A 20,356-nucleotide genomic window follows, 5' to 3' on the forward strand; every position below is an offset into this window, starting at 1 on the left:
GGAGCTGACCGAAACCAAGGCAGAGGCCGAGGCGACGCCGACCGAGGCGGAGCCCGGAGCGACGCAGGCGGCGACAGAGCCGGAACCGGATCCCCAGGCGACGCCGTCCGAGGCCGAGGCCAAGGCCGAGCCCGAGGTGGAGCCGACCGAAGCCGAGGTGGAGCCCGAGGCGGAGCCCGAGGCGGCACCAAAGGCAGAGGCGACGGCGGCCGAGGCCGAGGCGGAGCCCGAAGCGACGCAGGCGGCGACAGAGCCGGAACCGGATCCCCAGGCGACGCCGACCGAGGCCGAGCCCGAGGTGGAGCCGACCGAAGCCGAGGCGGCATCAAAGGCAGAGGCTGGGACGAGCGCCGAGCCGGAGTCAGAGACCGAGGCAGAGGCCGAGCCGACGCCGGAGCCGGCCGAGCCGAAGACCGTGACGGAGCCGGAGCCGGAGCCCCGAACGACCCCGGCGCCGGCCAAGGCCGAGGCGGAGGCGGAGCCCCGGCCCGGGCCGGCCCCGCAGCCGACCGCGGCGAAGCCCGAACCCGAGGCGAAGGCGGAGGCGGAGGCGGAGGCGACCAAGGCAGAGGCAGAGGCGGAAGCCGAAGCGCGAACCGGGACGGAGGCGGAGCCGAAGCCGCAGGCCGCCGACGGCGAGGACGCCCCACAGGGGCCACCCGCACCCGACGCCGACACCCGCACGGGTGGTGCGGGTGGGAACACCCCGGCCGAAGGCGAAGCCGAGGCGTCCCCCGAGCCGCAGGCCCCGTCGGCCGAGGCGTCCCCCGAGCCGCAGGCCCCCACCGGCAAGCCCGCAACACCCCTCACCAGGATCAGGACCAGCGCCCCCGGCCTCACCACCGCCTACAGGGCAGCCACCACCGCCCTCACGAAGAACGACCTCACCGGCACCCGGGCGAAGCTCTACCTCGTCCTGGACCGCTCCGCGAGCATGCGCCCCTACTACAAGGACGGCTCCGCCCAGGCCCTCGCCGACCAGACCCTCGCCCTCGCCGCCCACCTCGACCCCGAGGCCACGGTCCACGTCGTCCTGTTCTCCACGGAGATCGACGGCACCACCGACCTGACCCTCACCGAGGACCACGAGACGAAGATCGACGACGTCCACGCGAGCCTCGGCCGCATGGGCCGCACCAGCTACCACGCCGCCGTCGAAGCCGTACTCGCCCACCACGAGAAGCACAACGAGCCCGGCACCCCCGTGCTGGTGGTCTTCCAGACGGACGGCGCCCCCGACGCCAAGACCCCCGCGACCCAGTCCCTCACCGAGGCCGCGAAGAAGCACCCCGGCGTCTTCTTCTCCTTCGTCGCGTTCGGCGAGCACGACAACAAGGCCTTCGACTACCTGCGCAAACTGAAGACCGGCAACACGTCCTTCTTCCACGCCGGCCCCACCCCCCGCGAGCTCACGGACACCGAGCTGTACGAGGGCGTGCTCGCGGCCTGGCGCCCGTAACACCCCGTAGCAACGCGTAACGGCGCACAACGCACCGGCACGCCGGATGCCGCCCGCTTCTCACCCCGTAAAACGAGAAGCGGGCGGCATACACATGTCGGCTACGATTTCAAGGTTCGCAAAACAACCCGACCTGGGAGCAGCCCCCGATGGCTCGACACCTCATCACCAGCGCCCTTCCGTACATCAACGGGATCAAGCACCTGGGCAACATGGTGGGGTCCATGCTCCCGGCGGACGTGTACTCCCGCTACCTCCGGCAGCGCGGCCACGACGTCCTGTACATCTGCGCCACGGACGAGCACGGCACCCCCGCCGAGCTGGCCGCCAAGGAGCGGGGCCTCGCGGTGGACGAGTTCTGCGCCCAGGCGCACGACGCGCAGAAGGCGGTCTACGACGGCTTCGCGCTGGCCTTCGACTACTTCGGCCGCAGCTCCTCGGCGGAGAACCGGGACATCACCCAGCACTTCGCCCGCAAGCTCAACGAGAACGGCTTCATCGAAGAGCGCGCCATCCGCCAGGTGTACAGCCCCGCCGACGGCCGCTTCCTCCCGGACCGCTACGTCGAGGGCACCTGTCCCCACTGCGGCTACGACAAGGCCCGCGGCGACCAGTGCGAGAACTGCACCCGTGTGCTGGACCCCACCGACCTGATCGACCCGCGTTCGGCGATCTCCGGCTCCACGGACCTGGAGGTCCGCGAGACCAAGCACCTCTTCCTGCTGCAGTCGAAGCTCCAGCACGAGGTCGAGCAGTGGGTGGCCCGGCACGAGGACGACTGGCCGCAGCTCGCCTCCTCCATCGCCCGCAAGTGGCTGAACGAGGGCCTGCACGACCGTGCGATCACCCGCGACCTGGACTGGGGCGTCCCCGTCCCCGCGGACACCTGGCCGGAGCTGGCGGCCGAGGGCAAGGTGTTCTACGTCTGGTTCGACGCCCCGATCGAGTACATCGGCGCGACGAAGGAGTGGGCGGACCAGGACCCGGCGAACCGCGACTGGAAGTCGTGGTGGTACGACGTGGACACCGACGTCCGCTACACGGAGTTCATGGCCAAGGACAACGTCCCCTTCCACACCGTGATGTTCCCGGCCACCGAGCTGGGCGTGCGCGAGCCGTGGAAGAAGGTCGACTTCGTCAAGGCCTTCAACTGGCTGACGTACTACGGCGGCAAGTTCTCCACCTCGCAGAAGCGCGGCGTCTTCACCGACCAGGCGCTGGACATCCTGCCCGCCGACTACTGGCGCTACTTCCTGATCTCCAACGCCCCGGAGTCGGACGACGCGTCCTTCACCTGGGAGCACTTCACCGCCACGGTCAACAAGGACCTCGCGGACACCCTCGGCAACTTCGTCAACCGGGTCCTGTCCTTCTCCCGCAAGCGCTTCGGCGACGACGTGCCCGCCGGCGGCGAGCCGGGCGAGGCCGAGGCGAAGCTCGGTGAGGAGATCGCGCGCCTGCTGGCCGAGTACGAGACGCAGATGGAGGCACTCCAGTTCCGCAAGGCGGCCGCCGCCCTGCGTGCCCTGTGGTCGGCGGGCAACTCCTACCTGGAGGAGAAGGCCCCCTGGCTGGAGATCAAGACCGACAAGGACGGCGCGGCCCTGACGCTGCGGACGGCGATGAACCTCATCCACCTGTACGCGGTGGTCTCCGAGCCGCTCATCCCGGCGACCGCGCGGGCGATGCGTGCGGCGTTCACGCTGGCGGACGACACCGCGTCCTGGGTCTCGGCGGACGAGGCCAGGGCCCTGTCGACCGTCCCGGCCGGCACCCCGTTCACGGTCCCGCCGGTGCTGTTCGCCAAGCTGACGGACGAGGACCTGGAGACCTACAAGGAGCGCTTCGGCGGAGAGCCCGCCTGACACGGGACGGGCTGACACGGGCCGACGGGCCCCGGCGCACCGACAGCGTTCACGCTGCGCCGGGGCCTTCGCCGTACCCGGTCCGGCCCGGGACCGGGTGAGGACCGGGCCAGCGTCGGGGGGGAACGAGCCCCGGGGGAGCCGTCCGGGTCGGCGGGCCTGTGCGCTGCTGGGCGAGAGGTGTGCGCTCACGGCGGACACGTGGTGCGCGCGAACCGGTACGTTCGGCAACCGCCACCCCCTGTCTCACCGCTCGCGGTGAATCCCGACCCCAGGAACACGATGAGCACTCCCCTCGCACCCCGGCGCGCCTCCCGCACCGCCGCTCTCGCGCTGGCCGCCGTCTGCCTGCTCGGCGCGTCCGGCTCCCTCACCCCGGCCGCCGCCGACACGCCCTACCGCCAGGTCACCCACGTCTACATGAACCTGGGGGACACGGCGAGCCCGTCGCAGCAGTCCCAGTACGGAGCCCTGATCAACAGTCTGCGGCAGGCGGCCGGGCACCCCTTCCGCGACGGCACGGGAGTCACCCAGACGACCGGACGCGCGCTGATCCGCATGACCCTGACCGTGCCGGTGGGCAACGAGCGGCGTGAGCTGACGCTCTGGTTCACCCCGGGCGATCTCTACCTGCGTGGGTTCACCGCGAGCAACGGTCTGACCTGGCAGTTCAACGACGCCGACTTCAACCTGCGCACCCTGATGGACGACCTGGGTCAACTGCCCCCGGGAACGGGCCGCACCCTGGGCATGGGCAGCAACTACAACTCCCTGTCGGGACGGGCCGGCCGGGGCCGTGAGGCCATGCCCATGGGCTACGCCGACTTCCTCGGCTCGGTGCGGAACCTGGCCCAGTACACCGGCGGCGGCAACCAGCAGGACATCGCCCGCTCACTGATGTTCATGATCCAGGTGACCTCCGAAGCCGCCCGGTTCAACGACGTGTTCGGCATCGGCTCGGCCATCACGCGCAGCGGCGGCACGACGTACCACGGGCTGCCGCCCCTCCAGCAGTTCCTGGAGAACAGCTGGAACCGGATCTCCGAGTACGGCTACGCCGTCTCCCACGATCCCGGCACGGCCCCCGCCTCCATCAACGGCGTCGGCACCCTGCGGAGCTGGCGCGACGTCGCACGCTACCTCGCGCTCATGCTCGGTTCGCTGACGCTCCCCCAGGAGGGCCCCAAGGGCGACTGGAACCATACGGAGCTGTAGTGCGGAGCCGCCGCACCTCGCCGTCCACCGAGATCCCGCACCCTCCGTCGTACCGCTGTGCCGCAACGCCGCTGCCCACAGGCCCGGTTCGGGCGGCCCGGACAGCAGCCGACGAGTCCCGGACATTCACCCTCCGCGTCGGCGCCGCCACGGAAACACTACGGGCACCGCGGTCCCTCCCGGATACCCTGGTCAGGGCGCCCGGGGGAGGACACATGAGCACCCGGGCCGATCATGGAGACGAGCTGCCGTGAACCCTTCCGACCCCCAGCGGCGACTTCTGGCGGACATTCTGGGCGTGGGCGGCCCGTACGCACTGGTGCTCGCCGGCGGGTACGCCCTGCAGGCGCACGGCCTCGTGTCCCGCCCGCACGACAACGTCGACTTCGCCACCGAGAGCCCCGAGGTCATGGAGCGGATCGTGGCCGCGGTCGATTCGGCCCTGGAGGCGCGTGGACGCCGGGTGCGGGTCGGGGCCGTCACCCCGCTCACCGCGCAGCTCACCGCCACCGATCCGCCGAGCGGGGAGTCCATCGCGCTGGCCCTGCACAGGGAAGCCTGCCGGCATCCGCCCGAGCTCACCGCGTACGGGCCCACCCTGTCGGCGGAGGACGCGGTCGGCACGAAGATCCGCGCACTGTACGACCGGGGGGCGGCCGTCGACCTCGTCGACGCGCGGGGTGCCGCCGCCCGGTTCTCGCTGCCCCGTCTGGAGGAACTGGGCCGCCGCCACGCCCACGACGCCTTCGACCTGCCCACCCTCCAGTCCCGGCTCACCGGAACGGACTTCTACGCCGACGCCGACTTCCTCCGGTACGGCCTGGACGAAGCCCGGATCCTCGCCCTGCGCGCCTGGGCGCAGCACTGGTCCGACGACATCGCCGAGCGGCTGATGGAGGACGGCGCCTCCCCGGACGAACCGGACCCGGAGCCGGCTTCCGGTCCGGACGCGTGAGCGACCGCGGTCGGAGCGGCCAACCGGGCCGCGGCACGCCGTCGCAGCAGGGTCGCGCTCGTCGTGACTCTGACACCGCGAACCACATCCGCGGAGTGATCCGGGCACGGCAGAAAAAAGGGCGGCCCCCTGCGGGGGCCGCCCTCACTGCCACCGTGGAAACGGCGCGGACTACTTCGGCTGCGGCTTCCGGACGGAGAGGTGCAGCTCACGCAGACGCGACTCGTCCAGCTCGGTCGGCGCGCCCATCATCAGGTCCTGGGCGTTCCCGTTGAGCGGGAAGGAGATCGTCTCCCGAATGTTCGGCTCGTCCGCGAGCAGCATGACGATCCGGTCCACGCCCGGCGCGATTCCGCCGTGCGGCGGGGCGCCGAAGCGGAAGGCGCGGAGCATGCCCGCGAACTTCTCCTCGACCGTCTCGCGGTCGTAACCGGCGATCTCGAAGGCCTTGAGCATGATCTCCGGCTCGTGGTTCCGGATGGCGCCGGAGGACAGCTCGACACCGTTGCAGACGATGTCGTACTGCCAGCCGAGGATGTCCAGCGGGTCCTGCGTCTCCAGGGCCTCGAGACCGCCCTGCGGCATCGAGAAGGGGTTGTGCGAGAAGTCGATCGCGCCGGTGTCCTCGTCCTTCTCGTACATCGGGAAGTCGACGATCCAGCAGAAGCGGAAGACGTTCTCCTCGAAGTGCCCGGCGCGCCGCGCGGCCTCGACCCGCACCGCGCCCATGATCTTCGAGACCTCGTCGAAGTCGCCGGCGCCGAAGAAGACGGCGTGCCCGGGCGCCAGCGACAGGCGCTTGGTCAGCTCGGCGACGTTCTCCTCGGTCAGGAACTTGGCGATCGGGCCGGACAGCGCCCCGTCCTCGCCGACACGCACCCACGCCAGGCCCTTCGCGCCCAGCGAGACGGCGAAGTCACCGAGCTGGTCGAAGAACTTGCGCGGCTGGTCCTGGACCGCCGGCACCGCCAGCGCACGCACGTGCTTGCCGGCGAACGCCTTGAACTCCGAGCCCTCGAACACGTCGGTGATGTCGACGAGCTCCAGCTTGGCGCGCAGGTCCGGCTTGTCCGAGCCGTACTTCAGCATCGCCTCGCGGAACGGGATGCGCGGGAAGGGGGAGGTGACGTGGCGGCCGCCGCCGAACTCCTCGAACAGCTCCGTCATGAGCTTCTCGATGGGCTGGAAGACGTCCTCCTGCTCGACGAAGCTCATCTCGACGTCGAGCTGGTAGAACTCACCCGGCGAACGGTCGGCACGGGCGTCCTCGTCGCGGAAGCAGGGCGCGATCTGGAAGTAGCGGTCGAAGCCGGAGATCATCAGCAGCTGCTTGAACTGCTGCGGGGCCTGCGGCAGCGCGTAGAACTTGCCGGGGTGCACCCGGGAGGGCACGACGTAGTCGCGGGCGCCCTCGGGGGAGGTGGCGGACAGGATCGGCGTCGCCATCTCGTTGAAGTCCATCGCCGCCATCTTGTGCCGGATCGCGGAGATCACGGCCGTGCGCAGCATGATGTTGCGGTGCATGCGCTCGCGGCGCAGGTCCAGGAAGCGGTACTCCAGGCGCCGCTCCTCGTTCACCCCGTCCTCGGCGTTGATGGTGAAGGGCAGCGGGGCCGCCGCGCCGAGCAGCTCGACCTCGGAGACCTCGACCTCGATCTCACCGGTGGGCAGGTCCGCGTTCACGTTCTCGGTTCCACGTGAAACAACGCGGCCGTCGACGCGGACCGTGGACTCCTTGGAGAGCTTGTCCAGGGCCTCGTACGAGGGCGTACCGGGACGGGCCACGAGCTGCGTGATGCCGTAGTGGTCGCGCAGATCGATGAAGAGGATGCCGCCCAGGTCGCGCCGATTGTGCAGCCAGCCACTCAGCCGGACGTCGGTGCCGACGTCAGAGGCGCGGAGCTGGCCGCAGGTGTGGGACCTGTACCGATGCATCGTCGTTCATCGTCCTTCGTGGTGGGGTGATGAGTGCCGGGACTGCCGCCCCGGCGGGGGCCGGGCACGAGGCCCGGACCCGTCAAGCGTACCGGGCACGCCAAGATCGGCTCCCCACCATTTACGGCGTCCGCCAAGGGTGCGCTCCGCGACCTGCCTCTGCGTCGAGGCCGGTCCGGCGACCGGCACGCTGGAGATCGCCCGCGCCGGGCAGCCGGACCCGGCGATCCGGATGGCCGACGGCACCGTGATGACACGGCCGACGGCCTCCCGCACCGGCGCCGGCCCGGGGAGCCGGCCTCCTCCGGCCGCGGCCTGATGCCGGTCGAGCTGCTCGCCGGCCTGTGGGGGGTGAACCTCCCGGCAAGGGCAAGAGCATCTGGTCCGAGCTCTACGAGTCCGACGGCCCGGCCGCCGCCTGACGCTCACGGAGTTCGTTCACGACGCCGAAGGCGGCCGCGGTCAGCGGCACCGAGAGCAGCATGCCGAGGATGCCCGCCACGGACGCCCCGGCGGTGATCGCCAGCAGCACCACCGCCGGATGCATCTGCACGGTCCGGCTCTGGATGGCCGGCTGGAGCACGTGCCCCTCCAGCACCTGCACCGCGAGCACCACGCCCAGCGCCCACAGCGCGATGACGAAACCGCGGTCGGCGAGGGCGACGAGCACGGCCACCGCGCCCGAGACGAAGGCGCCCAGGTAGGGGATGTAGGCGCCGACGAAGACGAGCGCGCCCAGCCCGATCGCGCCGGGCACCCGCAGGATCAGCAGGCCGGCGGTGATGCAGACGGCGTCGATGAGCGCGATGAGCGTGGTGCCGCGCATGAACCCCTGCACCGCCCCGAAGGCGCGCCGCGCCATCGCCTCCAGGGTGTCGCCCCAGGCGCCCGGGGCGACGGACCTGAGGGCTCCGGCCACCCGGTGGGAGTCGCGCAGGAAGAAGAAGACGAGCAGCAGCGCGAGCAGGGCCATGGCCAGGTACTCGCCCACCACGCTGACCCCGCTGAGCACGTTGGAGGCCGCGGTCCCGCCGAACCTGCCCAGCAGGTCCTTCGCGTTGGCGGCCAGATCGTCGAGCCCGGTGCCGGCGGCCCCGAAGTGCCTCGTCAGGGCACTGACCGCGTGCCGTACCGAGGCGATGATCTGGTCACCGGTGTCGACGAGCGCGGCGACCACGATGTACACGGCACCGCCGACGACGGCCACCACGGCGACGCAGGTCAGTGCGGCGGCCAGGGACCGCTGCACCCTGGCCTTCACCAGCCGCCGGTACAGCGGTCCGAGCAGTGCCGTCCCCAGCAGCGCGAGCAGCACCGGCACGACGGCGGTACGCAGCGCCGCGCACAGTCGGACCGCGACCCACCCGACCCCGGCGACCAGCAGCACGACCGCGCACCAGGCGGCGAGACGGCGCACGGACTCGGGCAGCAGCGACACACCACCAGCGGATCACGCCGCATGCCCCGCTGTCCTGCGGCGCGGGCCCGGCCGGGTGAGGGTTCCGGCCCCCGCACCCGCACCCGCCCGTCGCCCGGACCGCGGGCGGAGCGGTCCGGGCGACGGGGGGCGGGGTGCGGGGGTGGGGTGGGCGGGTCAGGCCCGCGGGCCGCTCGGGGTCATGCCGTGGACGGCCGGGACCGTACCGAGGCGGCCCTTCTGGAAGTCCTCGAAGGCCTGCATCAGCTCTTCCTTGGTGTTCATGACGAACGGACCGTAGTGCGCCATGGGCTCACGGATGGGCTGCCCGCCGAGGAGGACGACCTCCAGGTCCGGGGTGTGCGAGTCCTGCCGCTCGTCCGCGCGGACCGTCAGCGAACCGCCCGCGCCGAAGACGGCGGTCTGGCCCAGGTGGACGGGCCGGCGCTCGGTGCCGACGCTGCCGCGGCCCGCCATGACGTAGGCGAGGCCGTTGAAGTCCTCGCGCCAGGGCAGAGTGATCTCGGCGCCCGGGGCGAGGGTCGCGTGGATCATCGTGATCGGCGTGTGCGTGATGCCGGGGCCCGCGTGCCCGTCCAGCTCGCCCGCGATGACGCGCAGTAGCGCGCCGCCGTCCGGGCTCGTCAGGAGCTGGACGCTGCCACCGCGGATGTCCTGGTAGCGCGGCGCCATCATCTTGTCCCTGGCGGGGAGGTTCACCCAGAGCTGCAGGCCGTGGAAGAGACCGCCGGACATGACCAGCGACTCCGGCGGCGCCTCGATGTGCAGCAGGCCCGAACCCGCCGTCATCCACTGGGTGTCGCCGTTGGTGATGGTGCCGCCGCCGCCGTTGGAGTCCTGGTGGTCGAAGATCCCGTCGATGATGTAGGTGACGGTCTCGAAGCCGCGGTGCGGATGCCAGGGGGTGCCCTTGGGCTCGCCCGGCGCGTACTCCACCTCGCCCATCTGGTCCATCATGATGAACGGGTCGAGGTGCCGGTAGTTGATCCCCGCGAACGCCCGGCGCACCGGGAAGCCCTCGCCCTCGAAGCCGCCCGGGGCGGTCGTGACGGCGAGCACGGGCCGTGCCACCGCGTCGGCGGGAGCGGTCACGCGGGGCAGGCTCAGCGGGTTCTCGACGGTCACTGCAGGCATGGTCGGTACCTCCTTGTGCGCCCAGTTTAGTTGAGCATTGAACTTTCTGCCACTCCCAACAGAACGAGCCCGGAGGGAATTCCCTCCGGGCTCGCAGCGGGGCGCGGGTCAGCCGCCGTACATGCGGCGCATGGCGAAGTCCACCATCTGCTCGACCGCCTTGGCGTCGAACACCATCCGGTGCTCCCCCTCCATGTCCAGGACGAAGCCGTAGCCGCTCGGCAGCAGGTCGATCACCTCGGAGCCGGTGATCACGAAGTACTTGGACTCCTTGCCCGCGTACCGGCGCAGCTCCTTGAGCGAGGTGAACATCGGGATCACCGGCTGCTGGGTGTTGTGCAGGGCGAGGAAGCCGGGGGTGTCGCCGCGCGGGCAGTACACCTTCGACGTCGCGAAGATCTGCTGGAAGTCCTCGGCGGGCGTCTGACCGGTGGTGAAGGCGCGCACCGCGTCCGCCAGCGAGGGCGGGGAGGGCTCCGGATAGAGCGGCGCCTGCTGGCCGTACCCGCCGACACCGCCCTGCTGCGGGGGGACGTAACTCTGCTGAGCGGCGCCACCGTCCATGGGCTGGCCGTATCCGTACATGGACAGAAGAGTACTCAGTCACAGATGACGGAATCGGGCTTGCGTCTTATTACCGACGGGTAGCATCATCGTAGCTACTTGTTGGTACGTGAACCAGATGCGAGGAGCCAGTGCCTCGCCGAGTCCGATACGGAGCCGTCACCATGGGGCACTACAAGCCGAATCTCCGCGACATCGAGTTCAACCTGTTCGAGGTGCTCGGGCGCGACAAGCTGTACGGCACCGGCCCGTTCGGCGAGATGGACACGGACACCGCCAGGAGCGTCCTCGAGGAGCTGACGCGTCTCGCGGAGAACGAGCTGGCCGAGTCCTTCGCGGACGCCGACCGCAACCCGCCGGTCTTCGACCCCGAGACGAACACCGCGCCCGTGCCGGCGTCCTTCAAGAAGAGCTACAAGGCGTTCATGGACTCCGAGTACTGGCGCCTGGGCCTGCCGGAGGAGATCGGCGGCACGACGGCCCCGCCGTCCCTGATCTGGGCCTACGCCGAGCTGGTCCTCGGCGCGAACCCGGCCGTGTGGATGTACTCCTCCGGCCCGGCGTTCGCCGGCATCCTCTTCGACGAGGGCAACGACGTCCAGAAGAAGATCGCGCAGATCGCCGTGGAGCGGACCTGGGGCTCCACCATGGTGCTGACCGAGCCCGACGCGGGCTCCGACGTCGGCGCCGGCCGCACCAAGGCGATCCAGCAGGAGGACGGCTCCTGGCACATCGAGGGCGTGAAGCGCTTCATCACCTCCGGTGAGCACGACATGGAGGAGAACATCCTCCACTACGTGCTCGCGCGCCCCGAGGGCGCCGGCCCCGGCACCAAGGGCCTGTCCCTGTTCCTCGTCCCGAAGTACCTCTTCGACTTCGAGACCGGCGAGCTCGGCGAGCGCAACGGCGTCTACGCCACCAACGTCGAGCACAAGATGGGCCTGAAGGCCTCCAACACCTGCGAGATGACCTTCGGCGACCGGCACCCCGCCAAGGGCTGGCTGATCGGTGACAAGCACGAGGGCATCCGCCAGATGTTCCGCATCATCGAGTTCGCCCGCATGATGGTCGGCACGAAGGCGATCTCCACCCTCTCCACGGGCTACCTCAACGCCCTGGAGTACGCCAAGGAGCGCGTCCAGGGCCCGGACCTGGCCAACTTCATGGACAAGACGGCGCCCAAGGTCACCATCACCCACCACCCCGACGTCCGCCGCTCGCTGATGACGCAGAAGGCGTACGCCGAGGGCATGCGCGCCCTCGTCCTCTACACGGCCTCGGTCCAGGACACCATCGCGGTCAAGGAGGCGAACGGCGAGGACACCAAGGCCGACCACGCGCTCAACGACCTGCTCCTGCCCATCGTCAAGGGCTACGGCTCCGAGAAGGGCTACGAGCAGCTCGCCCAGTCGCTGCAGACCTTCGGCGGCTCCGGCTTCCTGCAGGAGTACCCGATCGAGCAGTACATCCGCGACGCCAAGATCGACACCCTGTACGAGGGCACGACCGCGATCCAGGGCCAGGACTTCTTCTTCCGGAAGATCGTCCGCAACCAGGGTGCCGCGCTCAACTCGCTCGCCGAGGACATCAAGCAGTTCCTGGCGCTCGGCACCGGCGGCGAGGAGCTGGCGGGTGCCCGCGAGCACCTCGCGAAGGCGGCCGTCGAGCTGGAGGCCATCGTCGGCCTGATGCTGACCGACCTCGCGGCCACCGAGCAGGACGTCAAGAACATCTACAAGGTGGGCCTGAACACCAGCCGCCTGCTGCTCGCCTCCGGTGACGTCGTGGTCGGCTACCTGCTGCTGAAGGGCGCCGCCATCGCCGCCGAGAAGCTGCAGACGGCCTCCGCCAAGGACAAGGCGTTCTACACCGGGAAGATCGCGGCGGCGAAGTTCTTCGCGGCCAACGTCCTGCCGGGCGTCACCCTGGCCCGCAAGATCTCGGAGGGCGTCGAGCTCGACCTGATGGAGCTGGACGAGGCCGCCTTCTAGGAAAGCCCCGGTCCGGCCGCGCGCCGGAGGACCGGTTCCGCATCCACCGATCGCGGACGTGGGCCCGCTCCCGTACCGGGGGCGGGCCCACGCACGTCGTTAAGGTAAGCCCATGAGCGCACCAGCCCGCTTCGATCGCGGCCACACCGACGACCTGATGTCCTTCCTGGCGGCGAGCCCGTCGCCGTACCACGCCGTGGCGAACACCGCCGAGCGGCTGGAGAAGGCGGGCTTCCGTCAGGTCGCCGAGACGGACGACTGGACCGGGGCACCGGCGGCCGGCGCCGCGGGGACCAGCGGCGGCAAGTACGTGCTGCGCGGCGGAGCGATCGTCGCCTGGTACGTCCCCGAGGGCGCCGCACCGCACACCCCCTTCCGCATCATCGGCGCGCACACCGACTCGCCGAACCTGCGGGTCAAGCCGCTGCCCGACACCGGCGCCCACGGCTGGCGGCAGGTCGCGGTGGAGATCTACGGCGGACCGCTGCTGAACTCCTGGCTCGACCGCGACCTGGGCCTGGCCGGGCGGCTGACCCTGCGCGACGGCAGCACGGTCCTCGTCGACGTCGACCGCCCGCTGCTGCGGGTGCCGCAGCTCGCCATCCACCTGGACCGCGCGGTCAACAGCGAGGGCCTCAAGCTCGACAAGCAGCGTCATCTGCAGCCCGTGTGGGGCCTCGGCGACGCCCCGCGTGACGGCGAACTGATCGCGTTCCTGGAGGAGGAGGCCGGCCTGGCGGCCGGCTCGGTGACCGGCTGGGACCTCATGGTGCACCCGGTGGAGGCACCGGCCTACCTCGGCCGGGACCGTGAACTGGTCGCCGGCCCCCGGATGGACAACCTGCTGTCCGTGCACGCCGGCGCGGCCGCCCTGGCCGCCGCCGCGTCCTCCGGCGCCGCGCTCGGCCACATCCCCGTGCTGGCCGCCTTCGACCACGAGGAGAACGGCTCGCAGTCGGACACCGGCGCGGACGGTCCCCTGCTCGGTTCGGTCCTGGAGCGCTCGGTGTTCGCCCGCGGCGGCTCGTACGAGGACCGGGCCCGCGCCTTCGCCGGCACCGTCTGCCTGTCCTCCGACACCGGCCACGCCGTCCACCCCAACTACGCCGAGCGGCACGACCCGACGCACCACCCGCGGGTCAACGGCGGTCCGATCCTGAAGGTCAACGTCAACAACCGCTACGCCACGGACGGTTCGGGCCGCGCGGTGTTCGCCGCCGCCTGCGAGCGGGCGGACGTGCCGTTCCAGACCTTCGTGTCCAACAACTCCATGCCGTGCGGCACCACCATCGGCCCGATCACCGCGGCCCGGCACGGCATCCGGACCGTCGACATCGGCGTGGCGATCCTCTCCATGCACAGCGCGCGTGAACTGTGCGGCGCCGACGACCCGTTCCTGCTGGCGAACGCGCTGGTGGCGTTCCTGGAGGACTGAGCCCGGGCCGTCCCCGCGCCCCTGAACGCCCGTCACGGGCCGTGCCACACATGTTCGGGACGGCTTCGGGTACCCGGACGCCACCGGAGATTCCGGAACCGGAAGGGGAGGCGACGACAATGGGCCTCGGCGGCTGCATCATCCTCATCGCCCTGGGTGCCATCCTGACGTTCGCGACGGACTGGCACGTGCAGGGAGTCAACCTCGACCTCGTCGGGATCATCCTCATGGCCGTCGGGCTCATCGGCGTCGCCACGTTCAGCGGCATCGCGCGGCGCCGCCGGGTCGTGGTGCCGTCGACGCCGGTGGTCGAGGAGGAGCCCCGCCACCACCATCACGTCCGCGACGGCTACACCGACGGCTACGGCGTGTGAGGATCTCCCCGGCTCGGGGCGGCCCTGTGACGACTGCCCGGTGCCGGGGAACGGTCAGCACATGAGATTCCTCGTACGCGACCGGATCCTCGGCATCGGTGACGACTACTGGATCGAGGACGAGCACGGCTCGAAGGTGTTCCTCGTCGACGGCAAGGCCATGCGGCTGCGGGACACCTTCGAGCTGAAGGACATCCAGGGGCGCGTCCTCATCGACATCCACCAGAAGATGTTCGCCCTGCGCGACACCATGGTGATCGAGCGGGACGGCGAAGGCCTGGCCACGATCCGCCGCAAACGGCTGTCCCTGCTGCGCAACCACTACCGGGTGTCGCTGGCCGACGGCACCGACCTGGACGTCAGCGGCAAGATCCTCGACCGTGAGTTCGCCGTCGAGTACGACGGCGAACTCCTCGCCGTGGTCTCCCGGCGCTGGCTGCATCTCCGGGAGACGTACGGCGTCGACGTCGTACGGGAGGACGCGGACCCGGCGCTGCTGATCGCGGTGGCGGTGTGCGTGATCCACCTGGCGGAGAAGGAGCGCGAGGACTGAGCCGGGGCCACGGCCGGGTGGGGACCCCGGCCGTGGCTCCCCTTCCCGACGGCCCGACGGCCCGACGACACGGCGGCTCACCGGCGTCGCGCCCTCCGGCCCGACGACAGGGCGGCTCGCCGGCGCGGCGGCCGACGGCTCAGCGGCGCGGCGGTTCGAGTCCCAGCACACGGTCCTTCAGGGCCGGGAACTGCTCCCGGGTCGCCGCCACCTTCCCGGGGTCGAGGTCCACCGTGAGGACCTCCTCGCCGGCGCCCGCCTCGGCCAGCACCTCGCCCCACGGATCGACCACGATCGAGTGACCCGCCTGCGGGACTCCGGCGTGCGTCCCGGCCGTGCCACAGGCGAGCACGAACGCCTGGTTCTCCACCGCCCGCGCCCGCGCCAGCAGCGTCCAGTGCGCACGCCGCCGCTCGGGCCAGCCGGCCGGGATCACCAGCGTCTCGGCGCCCGCGTCGACCAGGGACCGGAACAGCTCGGGGAAGCGCAGGTCGTAGCAGGTGGCGACGCCCAGGGTGGTACCGGGCAGCCGGACCGTCACCACCTCCCGTCCCGCGCTCATCAGCACCGCCTCACCCTGGTCGAAGCCGAAGCGGTGGATCTTGCGGTAGACCGCGGCCAGGTCCCCGGAGGGGGAGAAGACGAGAGAGGTGTTGTAGAGGGGGCCGTCGCCCGCGGCGGCGGCGTCCTCGGACGCGGCCGAACCGCGGTCGGACGCGGCGCGTTCCGGGATCGAGCCGGCGTGCAGCCACACGCCCGCGTCGCTCGCCGCCTCGGCCATCGCCTCGTACGTCGGTCCCTCGAGCGGCTCGGCCTCCGTGCCGAACCCCTCGTAGGCGAAGGCGCCGGTGGTCCACAGCTCGGGCAGGACCACGAGGTCCGAACCGGCCTGCTCCCGGATCAGAGCGGCCGCCCGCCGCCTTCGGGAGGCCACCGATTCGTCCTCGTCCACGGCGATCTGGATCAGCGAGGCGCGCACACTACCACCGTCCTGGCATTCGAGTCGTCCATACAGGCCTACGATCGTCACACGAAAGCACTGCCGGGGTGCCTCGGAGCAGCGTAACTTGGGGGTCCCCCGCTCGAGCGGAGTCGAGAGCCGGGGGAGTGCCACGACACCCGCCGAGTGCAGCCACCGTCCGCCGGCAACGCCGCCACAACCTGCCCGTGTACCGACCGCCGAGGGGTCCCGTTCCGTGAGTCTGCATCCCACCCTCCAGCCCTACGCCGACGCCTGGACCCACTCCATCGAAGCGATATCCGAGCTGGTGCAGCCGTTGCCGGAGGCCGAGTGGAACCGGCGGACCCCGTGCCCGGGCTGGTCCGTCCGCGACGTGGTCTCGCACGTCATCGGCCTGGACTGCGAGATGCTCGGCGACCCCCGGCCCATCCACACCCTGCCCCGCGACCTCTTCCACGTCGCCAACGAGCACCAGCGCTACATGGAGATGCAGGTCGACGTCCGCCGTCACCACACGGCGCCGGAGATGACGGCGGAGCTGGAGTACACCGTCATCCGCAGGAACCGCCAGTTGCGCAACGAGTCCCGCGACCCCGGCACCAAGGTGCGCGGCCCGATGGGCACCGAGGTCACCCTCGAACAGGCGATGCGCACCCGGGCGTTCGACGTGTGGGTGCACGAGCAGGACCTGCGCGCGGCCCTCGCCCTCCCCGGCAACCTCGACTCACCGGGCGCCCACGTCGCCCGCGACATGCTGCTGGAGGCGCTGCCCAGGGTCGTGGCGAAGCAGGCGAACGCGCCGCGCAGTTCCGCGATCGTCTTCGACGTGCACGGACCCGTCGAGTTCCTGCGCACGATCCGGGTCGACATCCAGGGACGCGGCACCCTGGAGACCGCGCCCGCCCTCGGCCCGGCGGCCACCCTCACCCTCGACTGGGAGACCTACGTCCGCCTGTCCTGCGGCCGGGTGACCCCGGAGGCGGTGGCGGACCGGGTGAAGACGGAGGGCGACCCCGAGCTGACGGCGGCCATCCTGCGGAACCTCCGGGTGACGCCGTAGCGGAACGCGGGCCGCGCGCGGGGCGGGCGCCGCACTCCGGACGCCGATGGCACCGGACGCGCGAGGCCCGCCCGCGGGAGGCCCGCCGAGCGCACGGGTCACGCGGGCACGTGGAGCGTTTCCACCCGGCTCGACACCAGGCGCTCGCGCTCCCGGCGGGCGGCCCGGCCGCGCAGGCGCAGGATCTGGCCGACGCCGAGTGCCTGCAGGACGAACACCGCCGAGAAGGCCACCGCGTAGTCGTCGCCGGTCACGTCCAGCAGCACGCCGACCGCCAGCAGCGTCGTCATGGAGGCGATGAAGCCGCCCATGTTGGTGATGCCGGAGGCGGTGCCCTGCCGCTCGGGCGGGTTGGCCGGGCGGGCGAAGTCGAAGCCGATCATCGACGCGGGGCCGCAGGCGCCGAGCACCGCGCAGAGCACCGTCAGCAGCCACAGCGGCGCGTGCTCGGCCGGCCAGCCGAGCATCACTGCCCACACCAGCGCGGTCACGCCCACCGTGCCCAGCGCCAGCGGCAGCCGGGCCGCGTGGTGCCGGGCCACGACCTGGCCGTAGACCAGGCCGATCACCATGTTGGAGAGCACCACCAGGGTGAGCAGTTCACCGGCCGTGGCGCGGCTGAGGCCCTGTGCCTGGACCAGGAACGGCAGGCCCCACAGCAGCAGGAAGACCATCGCCGGGAACTGGGTGGTGAAGTGCACCCACATGCCCATCCGGGTGCCGGGCTCCCGCCAGGCCGCCGCGATCTGCCGGCGGACGTGGACCGCGCCCCGGTGCGGGGACGGCGCGGGCTCGTGCCCCTCGGGATGGTCCTTCAGGAAGAGCTGTGTCAGAACGAGTACCACCGCGCCGGCCAGCGCGCTGCCGGCGAACGCGGCGGTCCAGCCGATGCCGTGCAGCAGCCGGGCGATGACCAGGGTGGAGACCAGGTTGCCGGCCATGCCCGCCAGACCCGCGAGCTGGGCGACCAGCGGCCCGCGCCGGGCGGGGAACCAGCGGGTGCCCAGGCGCAGCACGCTGATGAAGGTCAGCGCGTCACCGCAGCCGAGCAGCGCGCGCGAGGCCAGCGCCGTGCCGTAGGAGGGCGAGAAGGCGAAGCCGAGCTGGCCCAGCGTGAACAGCACCGCGCCGAGGCTCAGCACCTTCTTGGTGCCGAACCGGTCGACCAGCAGGCCGACGGGTATCTGCATGCCGGCGTAGACGAGCAGTTGGAGGATCGAGAAGGTCGACAGCGCCGAGGCGCCGACGTGGAAGCGGGCGACCGCGTCCAGGCCGGCCACGCCCAGGGAGGTGCGGAAGATGACGGCGACGAAGTAGACCGCGACGCCGACGGACCACACCGCGACGGCGCGACGGCCGCCCGGGGGGTCACTCGGCAGGGTGGCGCCGCTCATCGCACCTCACCCCGCGCGAGGTGCGAGAACCAGCTCACGTGCCGGTGCACGACCCCGACGGCCGCTTCCGCGTCACCGGCGCTCAGGGCCCGCAGGATCTCCTCGTGCTCGGCGAGCGTCTTGGCGATCCGGTCCGGGTGCGAGTGCATCACGGCGACCCCCATCCGAAGCTGCCGGTCGCGGAGCTGGTCGTAGAGCCGGGAGAGGATCTCGTTGCCGCCGCTGCGCACGATCTCGGCGTGGAAGCAGCGGTCGCTCACCGCGGCGGCGGCGAAGTCACCGGCGGCAGCCTGCGCCTTCTGCTTCTCCAGCAGCTCCGCGAGCCGCTCCAGCAGGCTCGGCGGCGCGGGTACGGCCTTGCGCGCCGCGTGCTCCTCCACCAGCAGCCGGGTCTCGACGACGTCGGCGATCTCCTGCGCCGACACCGGCAGGACCAGCGCGCCCTTCTTCGGGTAGAGCCTGATCAGGCCCTCCACCTCCAGCCGCAGCAGCGCCTCCCGGACGGGGGTGCGCGAAACCCCCACGGCGTCGGCCAGTTCACCCTCCGTCAGCAGCGCGCCGCCCTCGTAGCGGCGGTCGAGTACGCCCTGCTTGACGTGCGTGTAGACGCGGTCGGCGGCGGGGGGTTGCTTCACGGGCGTTGCCATGGCCACAGGATAGATACAACGCGTACGCAAGAAGGGATCGCGTCCATCATGCGGACGCGACGAAAGTCGCCCCCCAGCGCCCGCACAACCTTCTGTGCTATTTACGTGTCAGACTCGTGCGGCCCCACTCGCTCGCCACCTCAACTCGGCCGCACACCAGGGGCATTCCAGACAATCGGGGTATATCGCTTTGATTACCGGCATTAAGGGCACCCGTGTCCGCAGAGCCACCGCCGTCGCCGTCACGGCCGGTGCGGTGCTCGCCACCGGCGCCCTCACCGCTGCGCCCGCGCAGGCCCTCACGACGCCCACCATCACCGCCAAGAGCGGGTACGTGATGAACACCGCGACGGGCACGACGCTCTACAAGAAGTCCGAGAACACCCACCGGCTCACCGCGTCGACCACGAAGATCATGACCGCGAAGGTCGTCCTCACGCAGTCGAACCTGAACCTGGACAGCAAGGTCACGATCAAGAAGGCGATCAGCGACTACATGGTCCGCAAGGGCTATCCGTCGTCCGCCCACCTGATCGTCGGCGACAAGGTCACCGTCCGTCAGCTTCTGTACGGGATGATGCTGCCGTCCGGCTGCGACGCCGCGATGGCCCTCGCCGACAAGTACGGTTCCGGTTCGACGGTCAACGCGCGCGTGAAGTCGTTCATCTCGAAGATGAACACCAAGGCCAAGAGCCTCGGCATGACGAACACGCACTTCGACTCGTTCGACGGCATCAGCAACGGCTCCAACTACTCGTCGGTCAAGGACCTCACGCTGCTCGCCCGCAGTGCGATGAAGAGCTCCACCTTCAGGTCCGTCGTGAAGACCAAGTCGTACACGGCGAAGACGATCGCGAGCTCCGGTGCCACGCGCACGATGGGGACCTGGACCAACACCAACACGCTGCTCGGCTGGAACGGCGTGCTCGGCGTCAAGACCGGCTCCGGCACGGAGGCCAAGTACTGCCTCGTCTTCGCGGCCACGCTGAACGGCAAGTCGATCACGGGCGCCGTGATGACCGCCCCCTCGGCGACCAACCGCACGTCGGACGTCAAGAAGCTCGTCAACTACGCCTACGCCAGGATCAGCTGACCCTCGCACAGCGGAAGGGGGCTCGTCGCGCACACCCGCGGCGGGCCCCTCTCGCGTGCGGGCCGGTGCCGGGCGGCGTCCCTAGTACTGCGACCGGATGGGTTCACCGGCTCGCGACGCCCGGCACGGCACCTAGTGCTGTGACCGGAAAGGTTCACCGGCTCGCGGCGCCCGGCACGGCACCTCGCCGCGTTGTCGCATCACCCGAGTACGTCCAGTACGCGGGCGATGCTCCGCCTTGCGATGCACCGCACCGGACGCCGCGAGCTTTCCGGCAAACCTT

17 protein-coding genes and 2 pseudogenes are annotated in these 20,356 nt (G+C 70.9%); 12 read left to right on the plus strand and 7 right to left on the minus strand.

Annotated elements, in window-relative coordinates; translation table 11 throughout:
• Positions 1 to 4: 4 nt before the first annotated feature.
• The 4 genes from MXD57_RS29640 to MXD57_RS29655 all read left to right on the plus strand — a co-directional run bounded on the left by MXD57_RS29640 (position 5) and on the right by MXD57_RS29655 (position 5,494).
• Complete coding sequence (locus tag MXD57_RS29640) at positions 5 to 1,459, plus strand: VWA domain-containing protein (protein WP_250405268.1); 1,455 nt, start codon at positions 5 to 7, stop codon at positions 1,457 to 1,459.
• A 149-nt stretch (positions 1,460 to 1,608) separates the two neighbouring features.
• A complete protein-coding gene (gene metG, locus MXD57_RS29645; RefSeq protein ID WP_250405252.1) occupies positions 1,609 to 3,324 on the plus strand; it encodes a methionine--tRNA ligase in 1,716 nt (571 codons plus the stop codon).
• A gap of 282 nt (positions 3,325 to 3,606) precedes the next feature.
• Positions 3,607 to 4,539, plus strand: coding sequence for a ribosome-inactivating family protein (locus tag MXD57_RS29650; protein ID WP_250405253.1), 933 nt, complete (start codon positions 3,607 to 3,609; stop codon positions 4,537 to 4,539).
• A 250-nt stretch (positions 4,540 to 4,789) separates the two neighbouring features.
• Positions 4,790 to 5,494, plus strand: coding sequence for a nucleotidyl transferase AbiEii/AbiGii toxin family protein (locus tag MXD57_RS29655; RefSeq protein WP_250405254.1), 705 nt, complete (start codon positions 4,790 to 4,792; stop codon positions 5,492 to 5,494).
• Between the two features lie 171 nt (positions 5,495 to 5,665).
• On the opposite strand, the gene aspS is transcribed toward MXD57_RS29655, so the two are convergent.
• On the minus strand, positions 5,666 to 7,429 hold the full coding sequence (gene aspS, locus MXD57_RS29660; RefSeq protein WP_250405255.1) for an aspartate--tRNA ligase: 1,764 nt from the start codon (positions 7,427 to 7,429) through the stop codon (positions 5,666 to 5,668).
• A 142-nt stretch (positions 7,430 to 7,571) separates the two neighbouring features.
• Between aspS and MXD57_RS29665 the strand changes: the two are divergent.
• Positions 7,572 to 7,697 (plus strand): annotated as a pseudogene (locus MXD57_RS29665) (SpoIIE family protein phosphatase); the annotation flags it as partial.
• Positions 7,652 to 7,851: pseudogene (locus MXD57_RS32095) on the plus strand (hypothetical protein); the annotation flags it as partial. The pseudogenes MXD57_RS29665 and MXD57_RS32095, both read left to right, overlap by 46 nt.
• On the opposite strand, the gene MXD57_RS29670 reads toward MXD57_RS32095, so the two are convergent.
• The 3 genes from MXD57_RS29670 to MXD57_RS29680 all read right to left on the minus strand — a co-directional run bounded on the left by MXD57_RS29670 (position 7,821) and on the right by MXD57_RS29680 (position 10,586).
• On the minus strand, positions 7,821 to 8,867 hold the full coding sequence (locus tag MXD57_RS29670) for an AI-2E family transporter (RefSeq protein WP_250405256.1): 1,047 nt from the start codon (positions 8,865 to 8,867) through the stop codon (positions 7,821 to 7,823). The pseudogene MXD57_RS32095 and the gene MXD57_RS29670 sit on opposite strands and share 31 nt — an antisense overlap.
• Before the next feature lie 156 nt (positions 8,868 to 9,023).
• On the minus strand, positions 9,024 to 10,001 hold the full coding sequence (locus MXD57_RS29675) for a pirin family protein (RefSeq protein ID WP_250405257.1): 978 nt from the start codon (positions 9,999 to 10,001) through the stop codon (positions 9,024 to 9,026).
• Positions 10,002 to 10,109: 108 nt separating this feature from the next.
• Positions 10,110 to 10,586 carry an SseB family protein gene (locus tag MXD57_RS29680; RefSeq protein ID WP_250405258.1) on the minus strand — a complete coding sequence of 159 codons (477 nt, stop codon included), beginning with the start codon at positions 10,584 to 10,586 and terminating at the stop codon, positions 10,110 to 10,112.
• A gap of 143 nt (positions 10,587 to 10,729) precedes the next feature.
• On the opposite strand from MXD57_RS29680, the gene MXD57_RS29685 reads away from it, so the two are divergent.
• The 4 genes from MXD57_RS29685 to MXD57_RS29700 all read left to right on the plus strand — a co-directional run bounded on the left by MXD57_RS29685 (position 10,730) and on the right by MXD57_RS29700 (position 14,918).
• Entirely contained in the window at positions 10,730 to 12,556 is a 1,827-nt protein-coding gene (locus MXD57_RS29685) for an acyl-CoA dehydrogenase (protein ID WP_250405259.1), read from the plus strand.
• Positions 12,557 to 12,668: 112 nt separating this feature from the next.
• Positions 12,669 to 13,991 (plus strand): M18 family aminopeptidase, encoded by a 1,323-nt coding sequence (locus tag MXD57_RS29690; RefSeq protein WP_250405260.1) that lies wholly within the window; start codon positions 12,669 to 12,671, stop codon positions 13,989 to 13,991.
• Between the two features lie 119 nt (positions 13,992 to 14,110).
• Entirely contained in the window at positions 14,111 to 14,365 is a 255-nt protein-coding gene (locus tag MXD57_RS29695; protein ID WP_250405261.1) for a DUF6458 family protein, read from the plus strand.
• Positions 14,366 to 14,426: 61 nt separating this feature from the next.
• A complete protein-coding gene (locus MXD57_RS29700; RefSeq protein ID WP_250405262.1) occupies positions 14,427 to 14,918 on the plus strand; it encodes an LURP-one-related/scramblase family protein in 492 nt (163 codons plus the stop codon).
• A 139-nt stretch (positions 14,919 to 15,057) separates the two neighbouring features.
• Here the strand turns inward: MXD57_RS29700 and MXD57_RS29705 are convergent, their stop codons facing one another.
• Positions 15,058 to 15,897 (minus strand): carbon-nitrogen family hydrolase, encoded by an 840-nt coding sequence (locus tag MXD57_RS29705; protein WP_250405263.1) that lies wholly within the window; start codon positions 15,895 to 15,897, stop codon positions 15,058 to 15,060.
• A 217-nt stretch (positions 15,898 to 16,114) separates the two neighbouring features.
• On the opposite strand from MXD57_RS29705, the gene MXD57_RS29710 reads away from it, so the two are divergent.
• Complete coding sequence (locus tag MXD57_RS29710; RefSeq protein ID WP_250405264.1) at positions 16,115 to 16,939, plus strand: maleylpyruvate isomerase family mycothiol-dependent enzyme; 825 nt, start codon at positions 16,115 to 16,117, stop codon at positions 16,937 to 16,939.
• 98 nt (positions 16,940 to 17,037) lie between these two features.
• On the opposite strand, the gene MXD57_RS29715 is transcribed toward MXD57_RS29710, so the two are convergent.
• Together MXD57_RS29715 and MXD57_RS29720 are read right to left on the minus strand one after the other, a co-directional pair.
• A complete protein-coding gene (locus tag MXD57_RS29715) occupies positions 17,038 to 18,333 on the minus strand; it encodes an MFS transporter (protein ID WP_250405265.1) in 1,296 nt (431 codons plus the stop codon).
• Positions 18,330 to 18,980 carry a GntR family transcriptional regulator gene (locus MXD57_RS29720; protein WP_250405266.1) on the minus strand — a complete coding sequence of 217 codons (651 nt, stop codon included), beginning with the start codon at positions 18,978 to 18,980 and terminating at the stop codon, positions 18,330 to 18,332. The genes MXD57_RS29715 and MXD57_RS29720 overlap by 4 nt, the downstream gene beginning before the upstream one ends.
• Before the next feature lie 190 nt (positions 18,981 to 19,170).
• Here MXD57_RS29720 and MXD57_RS29725 point away from each other — a divergent pair, with 190 nt between their 5' ends.
• Positions 19,171 to 20,073 (plus strand): D-alanyl-D-alanine carboxypeptidase family protein, encoded by a 903-nt coding sequence (locus tag MXD57_RS29725; RefSeq protein ID WP_250405267.1) that lies wholly within the window; start codon positions 19,171 to 19,173, stop codon positions 20,071 to 20,073.
• Positions 20,074 to 20,356 lie beyond the last annotated feature (283 nt).

Source organism: Streptomyces cellostaticus (genome assembly GCF_023630175.1).
Taxonomy (GTDB): Bacteria; Actinomycetota; Actinomycetes; order Streptomycetales; family Streptomycetaceae; genus Streptomyces; species Streptomyces cellostaticus_A.